Source organism: Pirellulaceae bacterium (assembly GCA_029243025.1).
GTDB lineage: Bacteria > Planctomycetota > Planctomycetia > Pirellulales > Pirellulaceae.
This window is the reverse complement of record JAQWSU010000037.1, coordinates 1-22,209: the sequence shown is the minus strand read 5'-3', so window position 1 is coordinate 22,209 and position 22,209 is coordinate 1. Positions and strand designations below refer to the sequence as shown.

Genomic DNA, 22,209 nt, shown 5'->3' with positions numbered 1-22,209 from the left:
AAGGTTCGGGTACAGCTGCTGCAGGATTAGGACCACCAGGTCGTTCGCCTGCTTCGTAGCCAGCATTACTGAAAGCTTCGACTAAGTCACCCGAATCAAACTTTTGATCGCCATTCCAGTCGCCTTGTCCCCACGTGGCTGTAAGGCCCGTTTCGTATTTGGCGGAGGAAAAGACGGCAACCAAATCACCACTGTCAAAAACGCCATTCAGGTCAGCGTCACCAACCCAAGTATTCTTGAGATCATTAACCCAGATCTTTCGATCCGTTGAGTTAACTACACCATCTTCATTGAGATCGTACGACAAATCCTGACTCGCAATACCTACCGAGGCATTCAAGTCCAGGTCTTCTGCGTCAAGCAACCCATTACCGTTGTAGTCGCCCAGAAGACTGCTTTTGTTCTCGTACAGCGTGGTGATCTCTGCAGCTGTCAGTGCGCGAGAGAAAAGATAGAACTCATCCATCGAACCGACCAATTGACGATTCATGTCTGGCACCAAACCGATGAAACCGCCCATGGCCCAGTCACCCAAGGTGTCGGCTTCTGTGCCATTAACGTTTCCGTTACCTTCGTCACGCAATACTTCAACACCGTTGTAGAAAATTGCGAATTCCCCGAAACCTTCAGGATCGTCGCCCTTTTCATAAGTTCCGGCGTAGTGAATCCACTCTTCAAATGCAACAGGCTCGCCATCCGGAGCCTCATTGAATCCAACAATATTGTCACCGTTCAAATCACCACGAAGTCGGAAACGTATGTTTCCGCCATTCTGGATTTGGTTATGGATAAATCCACCACCCCCGGCGCGAGATTGCCAAACTGATTGGTCTTGTCCAACATCGTCGGCTTTGACCCATGCGGCAATCGTAAAACCATCGGTAGGAACGTAACTCGGACGATCCTCTAACGGTTCACCACAACCATCATTGTGATCGGGCTGGTTCATAGGATCACAAACGGCAATGTAATCTTCTTTGATTTCTGCATCAGTATCAAAGCGAGCCGAACCGGCACCACGAACTTTGTCTTCGAGATCGATCCGAATGTCATCAAGATCGTCTTCGTTCGCATCTTCGAAACCGAGCGTTATGAGGCCGTGAAGGTTATTACCTGACCCATCAAGAAAAATTCCGTCTTCGTCAACTTCATCGAAACTGTAGTAGACAGACAGATCCCCAGTAACCAGGGGTTGAGCAAGACACCACGAGGCGGAAAGAGAAGAAATAACAAGGGCTGCACCACATAGAATTCTAACGTTCATTGGCTAAATCTCCAAAGCTTGACACGAATCCAACGTAAAACACGACGTTTCTTAGGAAGCACGAATGCCTCAACTCTTCCTAAGCCTCTCAGTTTCTCTGCCCGTCAATTGCGATGGGTCCAAACCTAACCAACAAAAACGCAAAAATCAAACCTTTAGTTGTCAAATTGCTCAAATTTTTAATAACGTTGCTCTGTGAGCGTTGGTCGTTTAGCCTAAATGAGGACGCATCTCATCAGACGAACGGGGGCGAAGACGTACAGAATTATGAAGTCGACCTCTCAAGCCTCTCCCCCAAACCGTCCTCGGCGGCCCGCTAAATGGGGCACGGTGATCAGCCTATTGACGGCAGTTGCCCTGGCGAGCATCTTCTGTTTTTTCGTATTGATCAAAGACAGATCGCCAGCAGGGCCCCAGGAACCTAAAAATACCGTCGCCGACCTAAAAGATTCCGCCCTACTGCCAATTCACGAAGCGACTGCGTGGGACAAAGTCGACAACCCGGCCCAGGACGGGTGGAGCATCGAGCTGCAGGCAGAACGGGCTGGAAAGATGCTCAACCGACTGGGACGCCATCTGTTCGACAACGAATCGGGGGAGCCGCTTGACCTGTCGCAACTGTGTGCAACCGACGTTAGCTCCAGTGACCTGTTACCTGAGTTGGGTGCGCCCATCTATCAAGACGACCTATTCTTGGTCGAGCGTTGGTCGAATCCCAAATCTGACAAAGCTACCGAGCTGCCGTTGCATCGTGGCCAAGCCGGCCTGGAAGCAGCAGTCAATCGTTTAGCAGCAATCTGGTCCCAGATGCGAGAGACCCATTTTGAATTCAAGATTTTTCGTGTGTTGGAAATCCCCAACGGATTTGAAACACACCAATATGTGGCGGCAAGCGGTCGAGATGGAGAGCAACTTGTTGAGCAACATGCTACCTGGGTAACCCGCTGGGTGGAACCGAATGATTCTGCGGAGCCTCAATTAAAATCGATCGAATTGACAGATTTTGAGCAAACAACCGCGAAATCGAAAAAACGACTTTTTAACGAACAAACGAGCTCGATCATTGGTCACAACGAATGCTATCAAGATCAATTCTTGCATGGTCTGAACTATTGGTTGGATCGAACCCAAGATATGCGTTACTTCTCGCCGCTCGGCAATCCAGGCTTGGCAATTGGTGACGTCAATGGGGATGGCTTGGAAGACTTATTAATTTGCCAAGAAGCAAATCTTCCCAACCGACTATTCATCACGCAATCCGATGGCACCGCCAATGAACAGGCAAAGGCTTGGAATATCGATTGGTTAGATGGCACTCGCAGTGCCTTATTCGTCGACCTCGACAACGACGGCGATCAGGATCTGGCCGCAACCATTCTGGGAGGTCTCGTCGTTGCGGAAAACACGGGAAGTCATTTTGTGGTGCAAGATATTCTCGAGACGCACGATGACACTACTTCTTTGACAGCGGCTGATTTTGACCTTGATGGTGATCTGGACCTCTATGTCTGCGTGGACTATCCCAACGATTATTTTTCTACCCTCGTTGGCAATGCCGAACAGTCAGCGAACACCGACGTGGGCCCCATCATCCAGGGCGGCGTCGCCAATCGCGTTTACCATGACGCCAATCAAGCGGGAGCAAACAGCTTGTTCCGCAATGACATTTCCGATCGAGGACGTTGGTCATTCGTTAATCACACTGCCGCTTCCGGTCTCGACAAGAACAACCGGCGTTTCAGTTGGGCGGCTTGCTGGGAAGATTTCGACAACGATGGCGACCAAGACCTTTACGTCGCCAATGACTTTGGTCGCAACAATCTGTATGAGAATCGACAAGGCCAGTTTGAAGACATCGCGCGCACCTCAGGCGTTGAGGATGGAGCTTCGGGCATGTCGGCTGCCTGGTCGGATGTTGATCACGATGGGAACATGGACCTTTATGTAGGTAACATGTTTTCCTCGGCAGGCAATCGCATCACCCATCAACCAAACTTCAAGTCAACGGCTTCCGAGGAAATCAGGACTCGATTGCAGCGATTTGCTCGTGGAAGCTCATTGTTCACCAACCTGGGCCAGTCGGTGTTCCGCGATGACAGTGAATCCGCGGCGGTCAACCTGGGACGTTGGGCTTGGAGTTCGAATTTCCTCGACATTAACAATGATGGCTGGAATGACATTGCGGTTGCCAACGGATACATCACATCGAATGACACAAGTGATTTGTGAAGTTTCTTTTGGCGGCAGGTCGTGTCGCGTACAGCCAACGATGATCAGTCGGATCCAGATCAAGGCTGGTCCCAATCGCGAAATCAGCTTTTCCGAATGATCATGGAAGGAAGATCATTCAGCGGTCGCGAGCGCAACTGCTGTTTCCTTAATACGGGCAACGTCCAATTCAGCACGATTTCCGCAATCTCCGGCCTTAACTTTCCGGACGATGGCCGTTGTCTCGCTGTGATCGATTGGGATCGAGACGGCGACTTGGACTTGTGGATGTCAAATCGAAATGCACCACGTGTCCGTTACATGCGCAACGACACCCCGACCAACAATCAAGCCATTGCCCTCAAGCTCGTTGGCAACGGAACAACAACAAATCGAGACGCAATCGGCGCTCGAGTCGAGCTAGTCCTCAGGCCACCCGACGGCAGCACCAACAGTACACAATCCCAGGAAACAATCCATCCAGTCTCGAAACAAATACAAACGTCGAAACAAATACAAACACTGCGTGCGGGTGAAGGATTTCTTTCTCAATCCAGCAAGTGGATCCATTTTGGCGTAGGATCCGCAGATCAGATCGAACGAGTCGTCGTGCATTGGCCAGCGGGTGAGGAGCAGATCTTTCACAACCTCAAAGTTGGCAATCGATATCGTTTAATCCAAGGTCGCTCGGCTACCGAGCAGATCGATTCAAACCAAATGCCCAACGCTGAAATGGCACAGACAGTTGATCTGCCGTTGGATAGCCGTGTTGCCAGAGTTCCGTTAACGACGCGTGTCCAGATGCCAACCATTCAATACTTATCGGGCGATGGAATAGCAGCCAACGAACTTTTTGATTCGGGTGTACCAACATTAGTGAATCTTTGGGCAAGTTGGTGCCAGCCGTGTCTTGCCGAATTATCAGAGTTTGCAGAGCGGCAACAAGACATTGAAACAGCCAACCTGAAAATTCTTTCACTCTCAGTAGACCAAGCAGGCGATCAGCCTGTTACAACCTCAGAGCTCGGTACGATATTGGAGCGATTGGGATTTCCTTTTCCGTGGGGGACGGTCGATGAATCGACGTTGCAACAATTGCAACAACTTCACGATCAATTTTTCTTCCAACGACGAACACTTCCCTTGCCAACCAGCCTGTTGATCGACGCACAAGGTCGGTTATCGATCATCTACCGTGGACCGATCAGTGTGGAACAACTGCTCCGGGATTTGGAGACCTTGGGTAGCGAAAACGTCAGCCTTGCCGACCAAGCAGCCAGCTTCCCGGGGCGATCACTGCAACATCCACGCGTCCAAGAAACAGCGAAAGAAGCTGACCTTCAGTTGCGATATCGAATCGCCACCTGGCTTGAGGAAATCGGACGAGATCAGGAGGCTGTGAAACACTTCACTGATCTACGAACGCTCAATCCGGCTTGGGATCTACCTCACCGCCACTTGGCCAAGATTTACTTGCGAGAAGGGGACCTTGACCAAGCAGAAGAATCGGCCAGACAAGCGATGCAGGCGAACCCGACAAATCCAAGACTCCATAATACTGTGGGGTTGATCCATTCACGCCGAGGCGATGAACCCAAGGCAGCGACACATTTCCGCAAGGCCATTTCGCTGGACGAACGTTATGCCGAAGCTCACAACAATCTCGGAACCAGTCTTGCAAGCCAGGGGCAAACAAATACCGCTGGCCAGCACTTTCAACGGGCGATTGAAATCGACGATCAATTCGCCGAAGCCCATACCAATCTGGGAACTGTTTATGCCGCCAATAACAACGTGGCAAAAGCGACCCAACATTACAAACTCGCAATTGAAATCGATCCAAAATACGTCGACGCGTATAACAATCTGGGCACCATGTTTGCTCGGGGAGGAGAGCTCGAACAAGCGATTGAGTATTTTCAAATTGCAAGCCAACTTGAACCTAACAACTCAGAAGTACGCCGCAATCTCAATCGGGCCCAACAGCTAATGCAAGCCAAGCCTCGCCAAGGAGCGAAGTAGAGCTGAACGGGATGATCGAACTGACAACCCAATCGCATTTTGTTTGAAGCCGCTTTCCTCCTGTTAAAAAACGCTGACGTTCAAGCCGAAAAAAACAGCGATCAACTCACGTTTTCCTCACCCCGCGCAAATTCCACCCAGACTAATTCAGTCGAGAGGCTTTCTTAAAAACCAGCGGGGTTCGCGAAAGCAGCAGGGTTCGCGAAAGCAGCGACGAGAACGTCAATTTTTAACTTTTGCGAGGAAACGATCCTGCCTCCTTTTTGACTTTCGATGACCTGAAGATTGATCATCCCGTCCACTTAAACGATCATAGAATTCGAAAGCGACTGGATTTCAATCACCAAGTCGCCAAGTGCATTGAAGACCCCATTGATTTCCGATGTACTGAGTTCGTCCACCTTGAATCGTCAAACACTTAACGATTTCGTGAAAGCTGGCATCTTGACCATGGATTCACGCCCCCCCCTCGCAAAGTGGCTCAACCATCATGTAATCCACCGGCTTGCGATCGTTCTCGCAACGTTGAGCATACTCCTCGTTCCGTCGCTCAGCAGCTGGGCCGGTCAAACCAATTCGCTCGTAATCGGCGTCGACGGCCTGGGATATGGCCAGCGCGGCTTTGCGAATGTCAGCACACCCAACATCGATCGTCTAATCGACGGATCATGGCACAGCGAATACTCTGGAAGTTATTCAAGTCAAGCATTCGCCGGTGGTGAACAACGTGGTCGAACCGAGCAACCCACCGTGAGCGGGCCGGGGTGGAGCACCATCTTGACGGGTGTCTGGGCAGATAAACATCGCATTCGAAACAACGACTTCGTCAATCCGAACTACGAAGACTACCCGACCTACCTGGAGACGCTCGAGGAAAATGTCCCCGATATTGTCACCGCCAGTTTTGTTAATTGGAATCCCATTGATAGCAGAATCATCGCTTCGGCGAATGACGATAACTCGCAGATCGACGTCCGAGCCGATTTACCTTCCGACTTCTCGACAGCAAGCGATGCGGTACGTCACCTGCGGACAGCGGATCCCAGATTGTCTCACGCCGTTTTCGTCGCGTTGGATGATGTCGATATTGCAGGGCATTCTTGCGGAAGCTCAGGAGAATGCTATGAATCCGCCATTCGACTCGCCGATGCCCTCGTTGGCCGATTAGTAAAAACTGTTTCTTCTCGAGAAAGTATCGCGAATGAGGAGTGGCAAATCGTACTTACGTCAGACCATGGGCACCGTCCTAGCGGCGGTCATGGCGGTCAATCTGATTTGGAACGACGCATCCCGTTCATTGTTTCGAGTAAACAGGTTTCGCCTGGAAAGATGCCTGCCAACGACGGTCGGCCTATTTCGCACGCGGACGTCGTCCCCACCGTGCTAGACCATTTCCGGCTTCCTATCTCGGACTATTACTGGGGAGCATCACGAGCCGGCGAGCCGCCAGCGATCGCAGGTGATTTCAACGCAGATGATGTCGTCGATCAGATCGATATCGATCTATTTGCGGACCACCAAGGTGAACGAGAATTTGACGTCAATCAAGATGGTTTCGTCAACGGCGATGATCGCGTGTATCTCGTTGAGCAGATTTTGCAGACTTGGTTTGGTGATTCTGATTTGGACGGACGCTTTGACAGCAGGGATCTCATTCGAGTATTTCTGATGAATGGGTATGAAGACAACGTTGTCGCAAACTCAGGTTGGGCAACCGGTGATTGGAACGGAGACAAAGATTTCGACAGTTCTGATTTGGTGTTATCATTTGTGGCAGGTGGATACGATCAGGGACCACGCTCGAATGTTCGGGTTGTTCCTGAACCTACAACAATGACGCAAATCCTGCCGTGTCTTTTGCTATTCGGCGGGTGGCGATGGCAACGATCGTCCACCCCAACCCGCCAATGATTCAGCCTTTGCATGCGGCCAACGATTGGCCGACTCAAAGCAGCTCTTCCGTAACTGCAGAACGTTGTTTCGGCTAGATGCATCCACTCACTTGGAATAGGCGATCGTTCAGTACCGCAACCAGGAAGCTCAACCCCGGCTTGCCAAAAACAAGCAACCGATTCTCGACCTTGCCGTCCAAAGCATCAAGAATTCGGCTGCGACGATTCCTGCCAAGACGCATTTAGCGGCGGCGCATTTGTAGCGGCACGAAAATCAGCCCCAAAAGAACCAACAAGAGCGAACTCGGCTCCGGAATCATGACATAGTCCAAAGTGTTTTCGAACGAGATCACTTCGTAATGGAAAACATTCCCTTTGTGCGTACTGGGCATGACCACAAATTCGGTGAGGCCTTGAGCGTTGGGGTATTGATCAAGATAAGCCCAGTCATACGTGTAGCCATGTCCCGTCCAGGGAAATGCACCGCTTTGCGTTTGGGCGACCCACCAACCGTTGTACCAATCCGCATAAGTCTGAGCGTTTCCAGATTCAATCGTCAAATCCTCCGCGGGTACACCTCGCGCTATTGCCATTTCTGAGGGATCAATGTTGGGCCACTTGTTCAACCACGGCTCCCACGCCTTGTCGTCAACCCAGTTAGCTAAATCTTGCGATATTGGCTTTTGCGGCGTCATACTATCCACGGAGCCCCAATCTTGAAAGAGCCCCGTTCGAAAGATCGCATCTACGTCAATCCACAGATCAGCAACATAGGGGAAGTAGCCGAAGCCCGCGGGCCCATTCAACATTCCTAATGCAGCCGCCCCACGGTTATAGACGCTTCTTGGCGAATCGCTCGTGTGGTTTGTTATCGAAGGGTCCCATTGATCGCTGCGTTCAAGCATGTAGTTTCGAAAGTCACCCTGAACTGTAAGCCACATGGCAGAACCGGGGTTGTCAGAAACTGGATGGACTCCGGGTTGCATCGAATTCTTGCCGTCGACATTTTCAAACATGTGTGACATTTTCACCTGCTCACGTTGATCCTGCAGACCAAACTCAGGATCCCCAGGCTCAGGCCACAGCCTGGTTTCTGTTGGCATACTGAGAATTGGCCCTTTGTTCAAATCGTCGAAATGATTTTCAATCGTCACAGCCGCGGCTTTGTATTTTATAGGGTTAAACCAGTCTTCTTGCGGCAAGGGAGGGGCTGATTCCGCAGGTAACACGCCGAATCCCCAGCAGACGAAAAGCAAAAGACTGTAACGTACTCGTAACTGAAGTCTGCCCAATAACTGAAAACTCATGGTTGATTCTCGATCGCGAGAGTGGTGTCAGACATGAGTTGATGAGAGTTTCTTATAAACTGCTGATCAAAACACGAACTAGAGTTCGCAAGTATACCTAATCTCATTTGCGAACAACATCGCAAGCTGCGTAGAAGCAGCCTGCGACCGATGATTAACTGTTAGGCTGATAGCAGCCGAATCAACAAGAATTTCTACCTAGTGACTATCATTTAGCGGCGGCGTATTTGCAGCGGCACGAAAACCAAACCCATCAGGAGTATCAAGAGCGAACTCGGCTCCGGAATCGTGACGTATTCCAAAGTATTGTGATGGGAGATCACTTCGTAATAGAAAACATGATCATCTCCACCGCTGGGCATGACCACGAATTCAGTCAGTCCTTGACCATTGTCCACCTCGTCAAGATAAGCCCAATCATACGTATAGCCATGCCCGGTCCAAGGAAAGTTACCTTTTTGCGTGTTGGCTACCCACCAATCATTGTACCAGTTTGCATAGGCTGCATCAGCGCCACCTTGATCGACCACGTCTTCGATCGGAATGCCGCGAGCCAAGGCCAACGAAGCGCCATCCATATTGGGCCACTTGTTTAACCAGGGCTCAAACTCTTCATTGCCATTCCAGTTTTCTAAGCTTTGCGTTTTTGGTTCCTGCGGAGTCGCACTCTCAGAATTCTGCCAATCCTGATAAAGGCTGGTTCTGAAAAGCGAGTCTGCATCAATCCACAGATCGGCAACATTCGGAAAGTAGCCAAACCCCGGTTTCTGGTCACTATTAAACATTCCCAATGCAGCCGCACCACGATTAAAAATGCTCCTTGACGACGGATTCTTGTAATCAGTTATCGAAGGGTCCCACTGATCACTGCGATCACTCAGATAGCTTCGCAACTTACCTTGAACCGTGAGCCACATCGCGAAATCACTTTTCGTGGAAACCTCATGGACTCCTTTGGTCATCGGATTGTCTGACGCATGTAATTGGCCAACAGGAAACATGAAGGACATTTTCACCTGCTCACGTGGAGCCACAACACCAAACTCAGGATCCCCAAGCACTGGCCAAATCCTTGACGAATTCGGCTCCTCACCGGGAACATCGAGAATTTCCCCCTTCGCCATCATGTCAAATTTATCTTCAATCGCCTGAGCTGCCAAACCGTAATTCCCCACACTGAACCAATCTGCATTGGGTAAGGGCGGAACAGTTTCGGCGAACAGGTTGACCGATCCCAAACAAATAACGAGCAAACCCAAAATACCGCAGCCAAATCGCGACGTGATTCGGTTCGTTAAAATATCGCGCATCGCTGATTTATCTCCCTCAAAAACGTAAAAATTGAAATTTGCAGCTTCCTGACAACCGCGGATGGAATCTGCCGATGGAAATACCAATCCTAATCACTCGCCCTCCACCTAACGGCTCGTTTTTCAGCGAAAACGGGAGCCGGGCAGATGACAGAGTCAATCGGTCGACACAACCCACAGAAATGAAATTTCTACAAAGCCCAACCGATGGTCGGCAGGCCTAGTTGCAGCAAATCCGCATCATCAAAGGATTGTGCGGGTCTGACCGAGTAACCTGACCATCGGTCGACAAGAGGCGATTAGTCATTTTGAGGGTAGGAATTGGCAGCACTAACCGACGGGACCTTCCAACGCAAAGCTGCATGAGTTGCTCGAGTGCTTCGCGCGAAGCCAGTACCCCAGGCCCATCAGCGCCAGCAAACCGATCTGTGAATATTGATATAAGTACCCCCAACGGGGTAAACAAGAGCCCATGCTTAGGCCAGAGTTCGAGAGCGATTGATTGATGTCTTCTGTTTGCATCTCCTCATTCCAGCGGATCGCAATTCACCCAAGAGAACGAAAATAAAACGCACCCAACAAAGAGAACGTGTCGTTGATTTTTTGTCTCGGTTTGCGATCAATCACCATCTCAATTTCGCCATTGTTGGGTCCCCAATTAATTGCATTCCATTTTCACCAAGGTGTCCAGTTCACCTACTCCACGAGGTCAACACGATGTCCAACGGGAAATTACAAATCTTTAAGAATCCATAAACCTTTCGGTTAGCGTGCCCGTATCGTAGTTGAGTGCTTGCTGACGACAAGTTGGCTTGAAGCAAAACAACTTGCCTTGTTGCGAAACAACCACAAACATTTCATTCCCATTCCGGGAAACAAAAACCCCAAGTCACTGACTCATCAAAACCAACAGATGCATTCGCATCGAGGCGCATTGCCGGTGTGCAAAGAAGGCGACTGAACGGGCCACTCAACGACCTAGATAATGCGACTCATTCATTCCATCAACCTCTATTGATTTAATCTCCTTCAACTCTCATTGCTTTACAAATTCTTTAATTCCTTTCACCTTACAAACACGGATGGCTGAACCAGTAATTGTCGCCACTCGCAAGAATGGCATGGATTGACCGAAATCACCTTCGGATAAGAAAAGAATGCAATTATGAAACTTTGGCAAAGTGTTCTCGAAACAGTAATCAGAAATGCGAAAAACAAAAGCTCTCATAAGCCGGTCACGGGGCTTAATTTTGAGCCGCTTGAGGTTCGTTCCTTACTCGCTTCTCACACTCTTGCTGATGCGCCGGACGTTGACTTCAAAATAACCGATCAATGGAATACGGGGCATACGGCCGAATTTTCTCTGGTGAATGATGAAGGCGTCAACTTTGATGGATGGAAAATCGAATTCGATTACGGCGGAAAAATTGCAAACCTCTGGAACGCTACGGTAAAAAACCTTGGACAAGGTCGCTATCGATTCACACCGCCCGCCTGGAGCAATAATCTCGGCCCGGGGCAAACGCTTGCGGTTGGTTTTGTTGCAGACGGCGCGGCGTCCATGCCAACAAACATTTCCTTCAATGGAGGTCCGATCACCCATTCAGGAGATGCGTCCACTACCACGCCCGACACCAACGATGCACCAAGCGACGAAACCACCCCGACAGAAAATACGCCTACTGACAATCCGATCACCGATGATCCGATTGCACCCGCTGATGACTCCACCGCTGATGACTCCACCGCCATGCCGGTCATTCGTATTGCTGACGCTCAGGTCACCGAAGGAGACACGGGATACGTGCTGGCCTCTTTCACAGTATCGCTGTCCAAAGCTTCCACAGAAACCGTCACGGCTGACTACCACACCATGACGAATTCGGCGAGCTCCGGCACCGATTTTGAACGGGCAACCGGAACCGTCACTTTCGCGCCAGGTGAAACGGCACAAACGATCGATGTGCGAGTCACCGGCGACCTGGTCGTCGAGGGAGACGAACAATTTGAGGTGATGCTCACAACTCCGGTCGGTGGAATGTTCGAAGATAGCGCGGGAACAAATGCCGGTCACGTCATGCCGAACCCAAGTCCCGGAGAACCGCTTGTCGTATCCACTGACGGAACTTTCCCTTACCTTTCGGCAACCGGAGCGGATTCATTTCGCGTCCTTGACTTAAGCAGCACTGGGGCTCACAACGTCCAGCTCATGCTCACAACCTCGGGAAACCTCGTTGTGTTGGGACCGTTTAATGGGGCGCCGATCCAACAGCATGAAACGCCGATCCAAGAATTGCTCGCAAACACAAGTGCGAGTTTTCTGGAAACCCGTCTGCCGGATCCCGAAGAAGATCCCAACCAAATGATCTCGACTTGGATGCAAGACTCCATCGCAGGACTGCAAATCAGTAATGCTCATCTGTATTGCGATGCAGCAGGGCTATTTCTGGGTGAAAAATTGGGAGTCGTCGGTGGCATGAGTGAAGTCGGCTACGTCGTTACTTCCCACCGCATGGACGATAGTGGAATCCCACTCGTAAACGTTATTGAAAACTTTGATCCTTCAAGCGACAAACTCGACTTCCAATACTTCGCTAACCGGGAATTCGGGATCGCTGACACGCCAGATGGAGTCCTCATCAGTGCTTCACCGCAGGCGTACAACGCTTGGGGTGAAAAAACGCTGTTACGCGGTGTTAGCTTTAGCGAACTCTCGGAAGACAACTTCGTCTTCCGCTTTGAACAGAAATATGAAGATGGATTCAATCGATTTGGCGGCACAAGCGAGACGACGGCGACAGACGGATTCCGCGAAGCGACTGTCGTTTCCTCACCTCTCGCACCAACAAGTTCAGTCTCGAACGGTGGCGTTTCCACTGCGGGTGAGTTTAGCGTCACCCTTTCTGATTCGTGGGACTCCGGATACGTAAGCCAATGGACCTATTCACCTGAATTGGCGGTCGGTAGTTGGCAAGTCACTATCCAAATGGATGGTGAAATCCAAAGCATCTGGAATGCCAAAATCCTTTCGCAAGACGGCAATCAATATGTCATCGGAAACGCCGACTACAACGGAGATCTTACTGCCGGTCAATCCGCTAACTTCGGTTTTGATGCTACCGGATCCGGTAGCTCAATCAAGATTCTTTCAGAACCCCAAAGCGACAACACTGCCTCAGACACGCATGACATGCACCATGATGGCAATCACATGTCCATGGGCGTAGCTTCCGGATTCGGCACCATCATTGACAATGATACAGACACGCCGTCTGAACCGACGACGCCTCCGATGGATGAAGGCGACAATTCGACGACGCCTCCGATGGATGAAAACGATGACTCAACGATGCCCCCGATGGAGGACCACGATGGCCACGATCATATGGCACCACCGGCTTCCTCCGGTGACTATGTAGACATCACCTCTTGGGGCACCTTCCACGGCTCGAACCACAACTCTGAACATAATGAGTTGGTGGGAGGACGAACAGCCATCACCACCGAGGCCCATGAGGCCTACAACAACCTGAGAGCCTTCCTTGGATTCTCGGCGGTAACCATAGAAGAAGTGGGTGAATGGGCGTTCTCCGAATCACTGACCAATAACAGCCAGGCTTGGGAAAACGATCTCATGGGTGTCGGACTCTGGTATGCCATGCAGGGCGCCAAGGTCGGATGGATCGCGGACGATAAGTACGATCCGCAAATCCTCGCCGACATCCAGCGAACCGCTCGCACGGTCGAAGATCCGACGGCGATGCGGAATCAGGTGATGGACATGGTCCGTCAGCATAGCCACGCCGGATATGCGGACTACCTCGAGCAGTATGGCATCGTGGATACGTTCATCAATACTCTCAAGATGGAACCTCATTACGGTGGATGGATGCATGGTCGCACCCACGGATTCCGCTCGTTGGAAGGCGTGGCCATCAATCACGACGTGAATCACCTCACGGTACTCAGTTGGGATCAGATGCAGCCCTTCATGAACGACACCTTCGACTGGCCGCAGTGGCCTGCACTCGATGTTTCCGATTCGGGTGTCATCGAGTATTTCCAGAGCATGGTCTCTCTCGGAAACCCCGTTGGACAGAATCTGGAATCCGCCCCCACTTCCATCGCGCCTCCGACCGACCATAACTCGGATACGACCGACCATAACTCGGATACGACCGACCACAATTCGGATACGACCGACCACAATTCGGATACGACCGACCATAACTCGGATACGACCGACCACGACTCGCACACGCATCCGGAAATGGACAGTGAATATATCGACTTGGCAGACATTGGCATGTCGAACGGCAGCGATCACACAGGCCATGACGGCCTGGTGGGTGGAAGAACCGCCATCACCACGGAAGCACACGTCGCCTACAACAATCTCCGTCGGTTCGTTGGCCTTGAGCCAGCGACTCTCGACCAGATAGGAGAATGGGCATTTGCAAACACGCTTACCAACAACACCCAGGCATGGGGCAATGACCAACAAGGTGTTGGACTTTGGTATGCGATGCAAGGCGCTAAAGTAGGATGGATCGCAGATGACGTATTTGACCCACAGATTCTTGCAGACATCCAACGCACGGCCCGACTAGGCACCGCCGAAGATGTTATGGCGATGGTGGTTCAATACGGACACGAAGGTTTCGCAGAATACCTAACCGAAAATGGCTACGTTGATACATTCATCAACACATTGAAAATGGAACCACACTATGCCGGTTGGATGCATGACCGCGCACACGGCTGGCTCTCGATTGAAGATGTAGCCATTGCACATGACGTGAATCATCTTACCGTTCTCAGTCATGATCAAATGCAACCGTTTATGAATGACACATGGGATTGGCCACAATGGCCGGCACTCGACGTATCACACGCTCGCGTACTCGAGTATTTCCAGAGCATGGTCGTGCTTGGTGATCCACTTGGCGATCACTTGGACAATCTAAGCGGACCTGCTCCCCAAACCGACCCCACTGACAACAATACCAATCCCACTGACAACACGACGGATCCTGCTGACAACACGACGGATACATCAACCTCCGACGTTTCGGATCCTGTCTCTACACCAAAGATCGCGGCCTATTTCCCTGAATGGGGCATCTACGGCCGAGACTATCACATCGCGGATGTTCCGGCAGCAGAACTCACACACTTCATCTACGCCTTTGCCAACCTAACGGCAAGCGGCGAGATGGTGTTGTTCGACAGTTTCGCCGCCACCGAGAAACGTTTCTCAGCAGAAAACACAGTCAGTGGCGAGGCGGACCTTTGGTCCTATCCTGCTGGCGATCCGCGAGCAACCCAAACGGTTTGGGGAAACTTCAACCAAGTGGCTCAACTGAAGGAACAAAACCCACATCTCCGAACTAGCATTGCCCTCGGCGGTTGGACCCTTTCGGCAAATTTCAGTTCTGTCGTTTCAACGCAAGCGGGTCGAGAAACGCTTGCTCGATCTATCTATGACTTCTTGAACACCTACACCATGTTTGATGGGATTGACTTTGACTGGGAGTATCCTGGTGGTGGAGGACTCAGTGGTAACAGCTCGAGCCCGCAAGACGGAGCAAATTATGCGGCACTGCTGGAACTAGTTCGCGAGCAACTAGACATTTTAGGCAGTGAGCGAGGGCGTTATTACGAGATTTCTGTAGCATCGCCAGGCGGCTCAGACAAGATTGCCAACTTCAATCTTCCTGGACTGAAAGACAACGTGGATTTCTTCAATGTGATGAGTTACGACTTCCATGGAACCTGGGAAAACACAACCGGACATCAGGCTGCCCTGATGAACGACCCAGCCGGTTATGACATTGAAACCGCCATCAATCTTTACTTGGACGCCGGAGTCGCGAAAGAGAACATCGTCTTAGGTGCACCTCTTTACACACGTGCCTGGAGCGGCGTCGCTGACGGTGGCGACAATGGCTACAACGAAGCAGCCAGTGGCGCAGCTCCCGGAACCTTCGAGAGCGGCAACTACGACTACAAGGATCTAGTCGCACAACTCCAATCGGGCACTAGCGATTGGGAGTTGAATTGGGATGACGACGGTCAGGCCGCTTACCTGTACAGCGCATCTCAACAAATCTACAGTTCTTTTGAAACGCCTGGAACCATCTCACTAAAGAGCGAATGGGCTCAGGACAAGGGACTCGGCGGCATGATGTTCTGGGACCTTTCTAATGACCAATTGGGACCGGAGAGCCTGATCAGTGCTGCAGTCGACAGTTGGATCGAAGGCCAGACCTTTGCCCAAATCACTGCTGCATCAGACCTCGTCTTTGAAAACATCTACGGCGGCAATGGGGTCTTCGACCCGGTTGTGGAGTCGGCCACTACCCCGATTACACCAACGAATAACACTGGACCAAACCTCCCAGAACCGATGCAACCGATTGACGACGCCTCGCTTCCAACAACTCCAACCGATCCTATTGAAACTCCAACGAACACTCAGGCATCGCCCCTCCAAATTAGCTTTGCCAAAGACGCCAGTTGGTACAACGGTTTCAACGCGAATGTGACCATTAGTAACTCAGGTTCAAATCCGGTAAACGGATGGGTACTTGAGTTCACCTTCGACGGTGAGATCAGCAGTATTTGGAACGCGACAATTCTGTCTCGTCAAGGCAACCGTTATATGATTCAGAGCGCAGATTGGAACAGCAACATCCCGAGTAATGGGGAGGTTAGTTTCGGTTTCACCGCGAGTGGCACTGAGCTGCTTGCAGCTTCCGACATTTTGTTAAACGGCGATGAGTTGAACGCTTAAAAACGGCCAGAAAATATGAGGTGGCCAATACCTGCCAGTCCAAGGCGGGGATCCGGTATCGAATTATCCGAGCAAATCTTCCCCCTCAAAGATGGCTGGGTAATCGAAATCGGATTCCCCACCTGGGCACGCTCGAAAATACAAATCCCATCAAAGACAACACAATTTACGGACAGTGTCCGTCCACAAACCACCAATAATTTGAAACAAGTTTTCCACGAATTGATCAACGAAGTCCAACAAACGCAGCAAACAGTGTACTCGGTGCCAGCCGCTTGCAATTTCCCTCAATCGCCGATGAAAGACTCGACAAACAGCCAAATAAGTTTGATCAAAGCCGCTTCATCGCGATTTAAATCCGAAAGATTCATCGATTCATAGGGGCGCATAAAACAGAAAGAATTCTCCGGTCATGTTCATCTGGAATAAGTTTTTCAATAGGTTTATTCGCCGACAATCCCACAGAACCAAAGTCCCAAGAACATTAAATCTCCAACACGAATGCCTTGAGCGGCGTGCGATGCTGGCAGCAAATAGTTTTTCGGATGGGCAAGACTCCGAACTGACAGCCTTGACAGAAGAAGCGCTCGCCACTGCTTCGTCACTCCGAATTCTCATCGAGAATGGCAACATCGCAGCCGCACCGGCTGCAAATCTCCCCACGCCCAGTGACTTCCAAGGAAACGCTCTCGCTCCACTGGTAACCAATAACTTCTCGCAAGCCATCCCAAGTAACGACTGGTGGTCTTCGGTACATTTCGCTGAGTATGGAGATCAGTTTTCAGCTCCGCTATTCGCGCATCCGCTCACCGTCCAGACGAATCAAACGGGTCTTTCGATCGCTGCGCAATCGACCCAGGTTGCATTTGCGACAGGACAAACCACACGCGAATTTGTCACACCGTTTACCCCCGACCTACACGTCGATCTTTTTGGTTCACAACAGCCAACTAACTTCGCGCTCGATTCCTACTCTGATTGGGCATTCTCTGGAAAATGGTCGGGCGTTTCAGATTCACCCACGACGACGTTGGCCCAGGGATCGCCTTTTGTTTGGTTGAAGAATGTCTCATTCAATGATCTGAAGATTCGCTGGGATCCAGGTGCTGCAGAGATCAACGTTGATCAAAATGTGGCCTATTTGTCAGTCGAGAATCGCTTCTACGGTTTTTATGCACCAGAAGGATCTTCTTGGTCCGTGGAAAACAACCAGGCAAGAATTTCGAACAATGACAATGGCAGTCTCACAGTCGCGCTCCTACCAAACCAAGAAACCGCCACGCGAAATGCCTTCCGCCAATCTGCCACGAATGCAATTATCGACACACGTTTCAGCTACGCGCAGGCCGACGACCCATACGCACTGAGACTAACTTACGACTACACATTAGAGGGTGCGGACAACGCATCAGATACAATCGTCGCCCTCTATCCTCATCTGACTCGTAACGCGACGAATCCGAACTTACTGTCCGCGAATGCCTATGCAAGTTCGCGTGGAAACATGGCGCCTGTCCAGTCGAATCGTGTCGAGGCTGAGATCAAAGCGCGCGGCATTTTACCCCGTCTTCCCGCTACCCTCAGCGTGGAACAGATTGATACGCTGAGACAGCTGTTGATTGATGACCCCGTGGCCACCAATCCTGAACAATACTTCAGCCAATTTTCTGACCCTTACTGGTCAGGAAAAGCAATGCTCAAATTGATGCAACTGGCCCAAATCGCTGAAGTGGTAGGTGAAATGGAGGTCCAAAACCAAATCGTATCGGCTGTCCAAGCAGGCTTTGCCGACTGGTTTCACTACAACGGCAATACGGCCGATCGTCACTTCGCTTACAACGCAGAATGGGACACTCTGCAGGCTTATCCCGAGTCATTTTATTCAGGTCAGATGTTAAACGACCACCATTTCCACATGGGATATTTTGTTCACGCAGCAGCTCTGGTTGCTATGGCCGATCCAACCTGGATCGCTGACAACCAAGCGATGGTTGACTTAATCATCCAAGATGTCGCACAACTCGACCCGAACTCGAGCGACCTACCTCGGTTGAGAAATTTCAGCCCGATGGCAGGACACTCCTGGGCTTCAGGTCACGGTGCATTTTCACGAGGCAATAATCACGAATCTTCGTCGGAAGCAATGAACTTCGCAACAGGCCTGATGCTCTGGGGTGAAGCAACTCAGCGTCCTCACACTACTCGATTCGGCCAAACGTTGTATTCGCTTGAAGCCGAAGCCATTGCAGAATATTGGTTCGACAAATACGGAACGACCTATCCGGACGATTTCGATGTGGAATCGGTGGGAATGGTTTGGGGCGACGGCGCAGCACATGCAACTTGGTTTTCTGCAGAAGTCGAAATGATCAAGGGTATCAATTTCCTGCCCTTCCACGGAGGATCCCTCTACCTGAGCGAAATGGCGCGTGACCCACAGGCGCTGCTGCAAGAGATCACCGAAATGAATGGCGGAGAACCCGACGTATGGCAAAGCCTGATCGGGCAGTACGAAGCTTTAGTCGACCCTGAAAATGCTTGGAAAACTTTTTCGACCGAAAGCAGCCGCTACGAGGAAGGACAAAGCGTACCGTATACCTATTTTTGGATGGCCGCCCTGGCCAATCTGGGTTCTCCATCCTCCACCATTCGAGGTGACCACCCAATTTCAGCCGTTTTCACACGAGGTGAGACAGTTACCTACTCGGCCCACAATGCGGGCAGTGATCCCATCCTTGTCACCTTCAGTGATGGCACCACGTTGAATGTCGAACCGAGATCGAATCAGACCATCACGCGATCGGTCAACGATCCGCCGTTTGACCCGCCGGAAGATCCCCACAGTCTCCCCACAGATCCTGCAATTATCCCAGATGAAAACTCAGGCCAAACCGATGTTGCGGGGCCAAACTTGTCGATCCGCTGGCCGACGCCTGAGGTTGTGATGCGTGCCGATACACCGGTCAACATGTACGGATACGCAACCGATCCAAATGAGGTTACGTCGATTCAAATTGCGCTGCGACATGTCGAAAGTGGCACCTATTGGCAACCGGGTAATCGTTTTGGAAACCTGCAGTATCACGATGCGGCAATCGTCGACAACGAGGGCCATTGGCGTCTATCGGTAACGCCCGTGTTGGCAGGAAACTATGAGATGACGGCGTTCGCGAAGAACACACTCGGAGGTGAGTCGATCCAGCAGACGAACTTCGCAGTCATTGGAGACTCCCAAAATCCGATCCCGGACCCTCCCGCCAATGAAGACCCCTCCGTCGCAGACTCGACTCTCAACTTTGAAATCATCGAAGACCTCGGCTCTGTCGCACTGATTGTCGATTCGCAAACCGGCATCGCGTATGTCCGCCCAGAATCAGCTGATCCAATCGCGGTACAACGTTGGGGTGACTACTGGGACGGCGAGGTTTCCCTTGTCCGCGGAGACTGGCAACTTGTGGCGGCCGCCCAAGATGCGTCGGGACGACTACGAGTCCTGGATGTTAATCCAGGATCCAGCACCCGTTATGGCTGGATCCTCAACGAAGAGGGACATTTTGTCGGTGAGGATCAATACAACGATGCAAACCTGCAAGACGCTGAAACACTTTTCGAAATCGACCTCGATGAAAACGGACTCGTCGGCAACATCCCAGCATCCCCAGAGGACAACCCGACGAAAGAACCATCCGACACGACTGCACCTCTGCTCATCTCATCAATGCCGATGTCTGGCGAGCGAGACGTCGCCACTGACGCGAACATTGTTCTCGTCTTCGACGAACCCGTGATGGCAGGTGCAGGTATGATCCACCTCATGACGGGACCAACAGACGACCCTGCCACATCCGTGACCGAAACCCATGTGTCGGTCGAAATGTTCCCAGCAACAGATCCACGAGTAAGTATCAATGGCAATAACGTCACGATTAACCTCGCAAGCGATCTGATGCTGGATACCACCTATCATTTAGACATTGGAAGCACAGGCGATGCATTCGTCGACATGGCTGGCCAAGGCTACGTACGCTCTCACGCCGATTATCAATTCACCACTGCGCCGCCGGCTAATCCAGCCGCCGATAATCCAGCCGCCGATAATCCAGCCGCCGATGATCCAGCCGCCGATGATCCGGTCAATGAATACGAATCCAATCCAGCGACCGAAGAAGTCACCTACGGATTGGGGCTCTTGGAAGATAATCAACCCAATGCCTACGAGACTACCGGATTCAACCAAGGTGAGTTTGTAACCAACATCAACTTCAGTCACCGGGCAACCGCCGACCCACTGGTCGCGCCTGGCAACCCGAATTTCTGGCATGCTCACGATTTTTTCGTGAATCCCAGCACCGATGCTTATTCCACGGTTGAATCTCTGATGGCTGTGGATGGATCAAACGCAGCTCCAACCAGCAACGAATCGGTCTACTGGATACCCAGCATGATCAACGAAACAACCGGGGAATACGTCACTCCACTCGACAGTTCCATCGCCTATTACAGCATCCGCAAACCATTTGATCCGAACAAGCTTGAAGTGATGCCAACAGGCCTGTCGGTGATCGCAGGTTCCGCGATGCCCAGCGAGCGTCAATCTTTAGGAATCGTCGCTTGGAATTACATCGGGACCACCGAGCGTTACGATCATCTGCCGATCGGTGACGAATGGCAAGACCTTCCCCTGCAAGCCATGATCTACTTTCCGCAGTTCTGGGACGGCACGAACCTTGACAGCCCCAACCACAAAAGTCACATGGCCTATGGCGAGTTTTACGGTGGACCAAGCACTCACCCGCATATGCTCCCAGGCCTGGAATTGCAGATTCATTATGGCCGAGTTCCGCAAGATGCTCAGCTCGTATTAACGAGCGACTTCATGACGAAAGATCATCCGGACTACGCGCCAGGTTGGAGCCTGCATGCTGACATGATCCATCTGCCTTGGCCGGAATACGATTCAAATGGAGAGCTTTACGATGGATTTGAACGACGTGTTGCCGATTCGTTGCGATTTCCAATCTTTGCCGGGACCGATGGCAATGCCGTTCGCAGCATTCCCACCGGAGTGGAACAACCCTTTACCCCAGCGCCTTTGCTAACGGAGCCGGTATTCCCAGGTGACGACACGGTCACTCCCGTTCCCCCCTCGCCTGCCGTCGAAGATCCGGTTGACCCACCAGCCGATCCTCCGGTGTCGGATCCGGCACCAACCGACTTTGATGGGCCTGATCTGTCACTCCTTTGGCCAACTCCCGAAGTCGTCATCCAAGCCGATCTGACAGTCGCCATGTATGGATACGTTACCGACCCGAGCGACGTCGCATCCATTCAAGTTGCGATGAAACATGTCGAAACGGGCACTTACTGGCAGCCGGGAAACGGCTTTGGTGAGTTGCAATACCATCAAGCA

8 protein-coding genes are annotated in these 22,209 nt (G+C 51.3%); 5 read left to right on the top strand and 3 right to left on the bottom strand.

The genetic code is table 11. The annotated features are described in order from the left end of the window. A partial coding sequence (locus P8N76_17570) for a hypothetical protein (protein MDG2383485.1) occupies positions 1 to 1,264 on the bottom strand: 1,264 nt, incomplete at its 3' end. A gap of 267 nt (positions 1,265 to 1,531) precedes the next feature. Between P8N76_17570 and P8N76_17565 the strand changes: the two genes are divergently transcribed. The 3 genes from P8N76_17565 to P8N76_17555 all read left to right on the top strand — a co-directional run bounded on the left by P8N76_17565 (position 1,532) and on the right by P8N76_17555 (position 7,405). Further along, a complete protein-coding gene (locus tag P8N76_17565) occupies positions 1,532 to 3,493 on the top strand; it encodes a VCBS repeat-containing protein (GenBank protein MDG2383484.1) in 1,962 nt (653 codons plus the stop codon). Positions 3,494 to 3,514: 21 nt separating this feature from the next. Next, on the top strand, positions 3,515 to 5,494 hold the full coding sequence (locus P8N76_17560) for a tetratricopeptide repeat protein (protein MDG2383483.1): 1,980 nt from the start codon (positions 3,515 to 3,517) through the stop codon (positions 5,492 to 5,494). Positions 5,495 to 5,896: 402 nt separating this feature from the next. Then, a complete protein-coding gene (locus P8N76_17555; GenBank protein MDG2383482.1) occupies positions 5,897 to 7,405 on the top strand; it encodes an alkaline phosphatase family protein in 1,509 nt (502 codons plus the stop codon). A gap of 223 nt (positions 7,406 to 7,628) precedes the next feature. Here the strand turns inward: P8N76_17555 and P8N76_17550 are convergent, their stop codons facing one another. Next, positions 7,629 to 8,693 (bottom strand): PEP-CTERM sorting domain-containing protein, encoded by a 1,065-nt coding sequence (locus tag P8N76_17550; GenBank protein MDG2383481.1) that lies wholly within the window; start codon positions 8,691 to 8,693, stop codon positions 7,629 to 7,631. A 212-nt stretch (positions 8,694 to 8,905) separates the two neighbouring features. Next, positions 8,906 to 10,003 carry a hypothetical protein gene (locus P8N76_17545; GenBank protein ID MDG2383480.1) on the bottom strand — a complete coding sequence of 366 codons (1,098 nt, stop codon included), beginning with the start codon at positions 10,001 to 10,003 and terminating at the stop codon, positions 8,906 to 8,908. Between the two features lie 1,165 nt (positions 10,004 to 11,168). Between P8N76_17545 and P8N76_17540 the strand changes: the two genes are divergently transcribed. Together P8N76_17540 and P8N76_17535 are read left to right on the top strand one after the other, a co-directional pair. Beyond that, complete coding sequence (locus P8N76_17540) at positions 11,169 to 16,799, top strand: glycosyl hydrolase family 18 protein (GenBank protein ID MDG2383479.1); 5,631 nt, start codon at positions 11,169 to 11,171, stop codon at positions 16,797 to 16,799. 520 nt (positions 16,800 to 17,319) lie between these two features. After that, positions 17,320 to 22,209 (top strand): glycosyl hydrolase (locus tag P8N76_17535; GenBank protein MDG2383478.1); only part of this gene is annotated, 4,890 nt, incomplete at its 3' end.

Bases quoted from the DNA above. Each gene is read 5' to 3' on its own strand.
- P8N76_17565 (MDG2383484.1), top strand. From the start codon at position 1,532: ATGAAGTCGACCTCTCAAGCCTCTCCCCCAAACCGTCCTCGGCGGCCC.
- P8N76_17550 (MDG2383481.1), bottom strand. From the start codon at position 8,693: ATGAGTTTTCAGTTATTGGGCAGACTTCAGTTACGAGTACGTTACAGT.
- P8N76_17545 (MDG2383480.1), bottom strand. From the start codon at position 10,003: ATGCGCGATATTTTAACGAACCGAATCACGTCGCGATTTGGCTGCGGT.
- P8N76_17540 (MDG2383479.1), top strand. From the start codon at position 11,169: ATGAAACTTTGGCAAAGTGTTCTCGAAACAGTAATCAGAAATGCGAAA.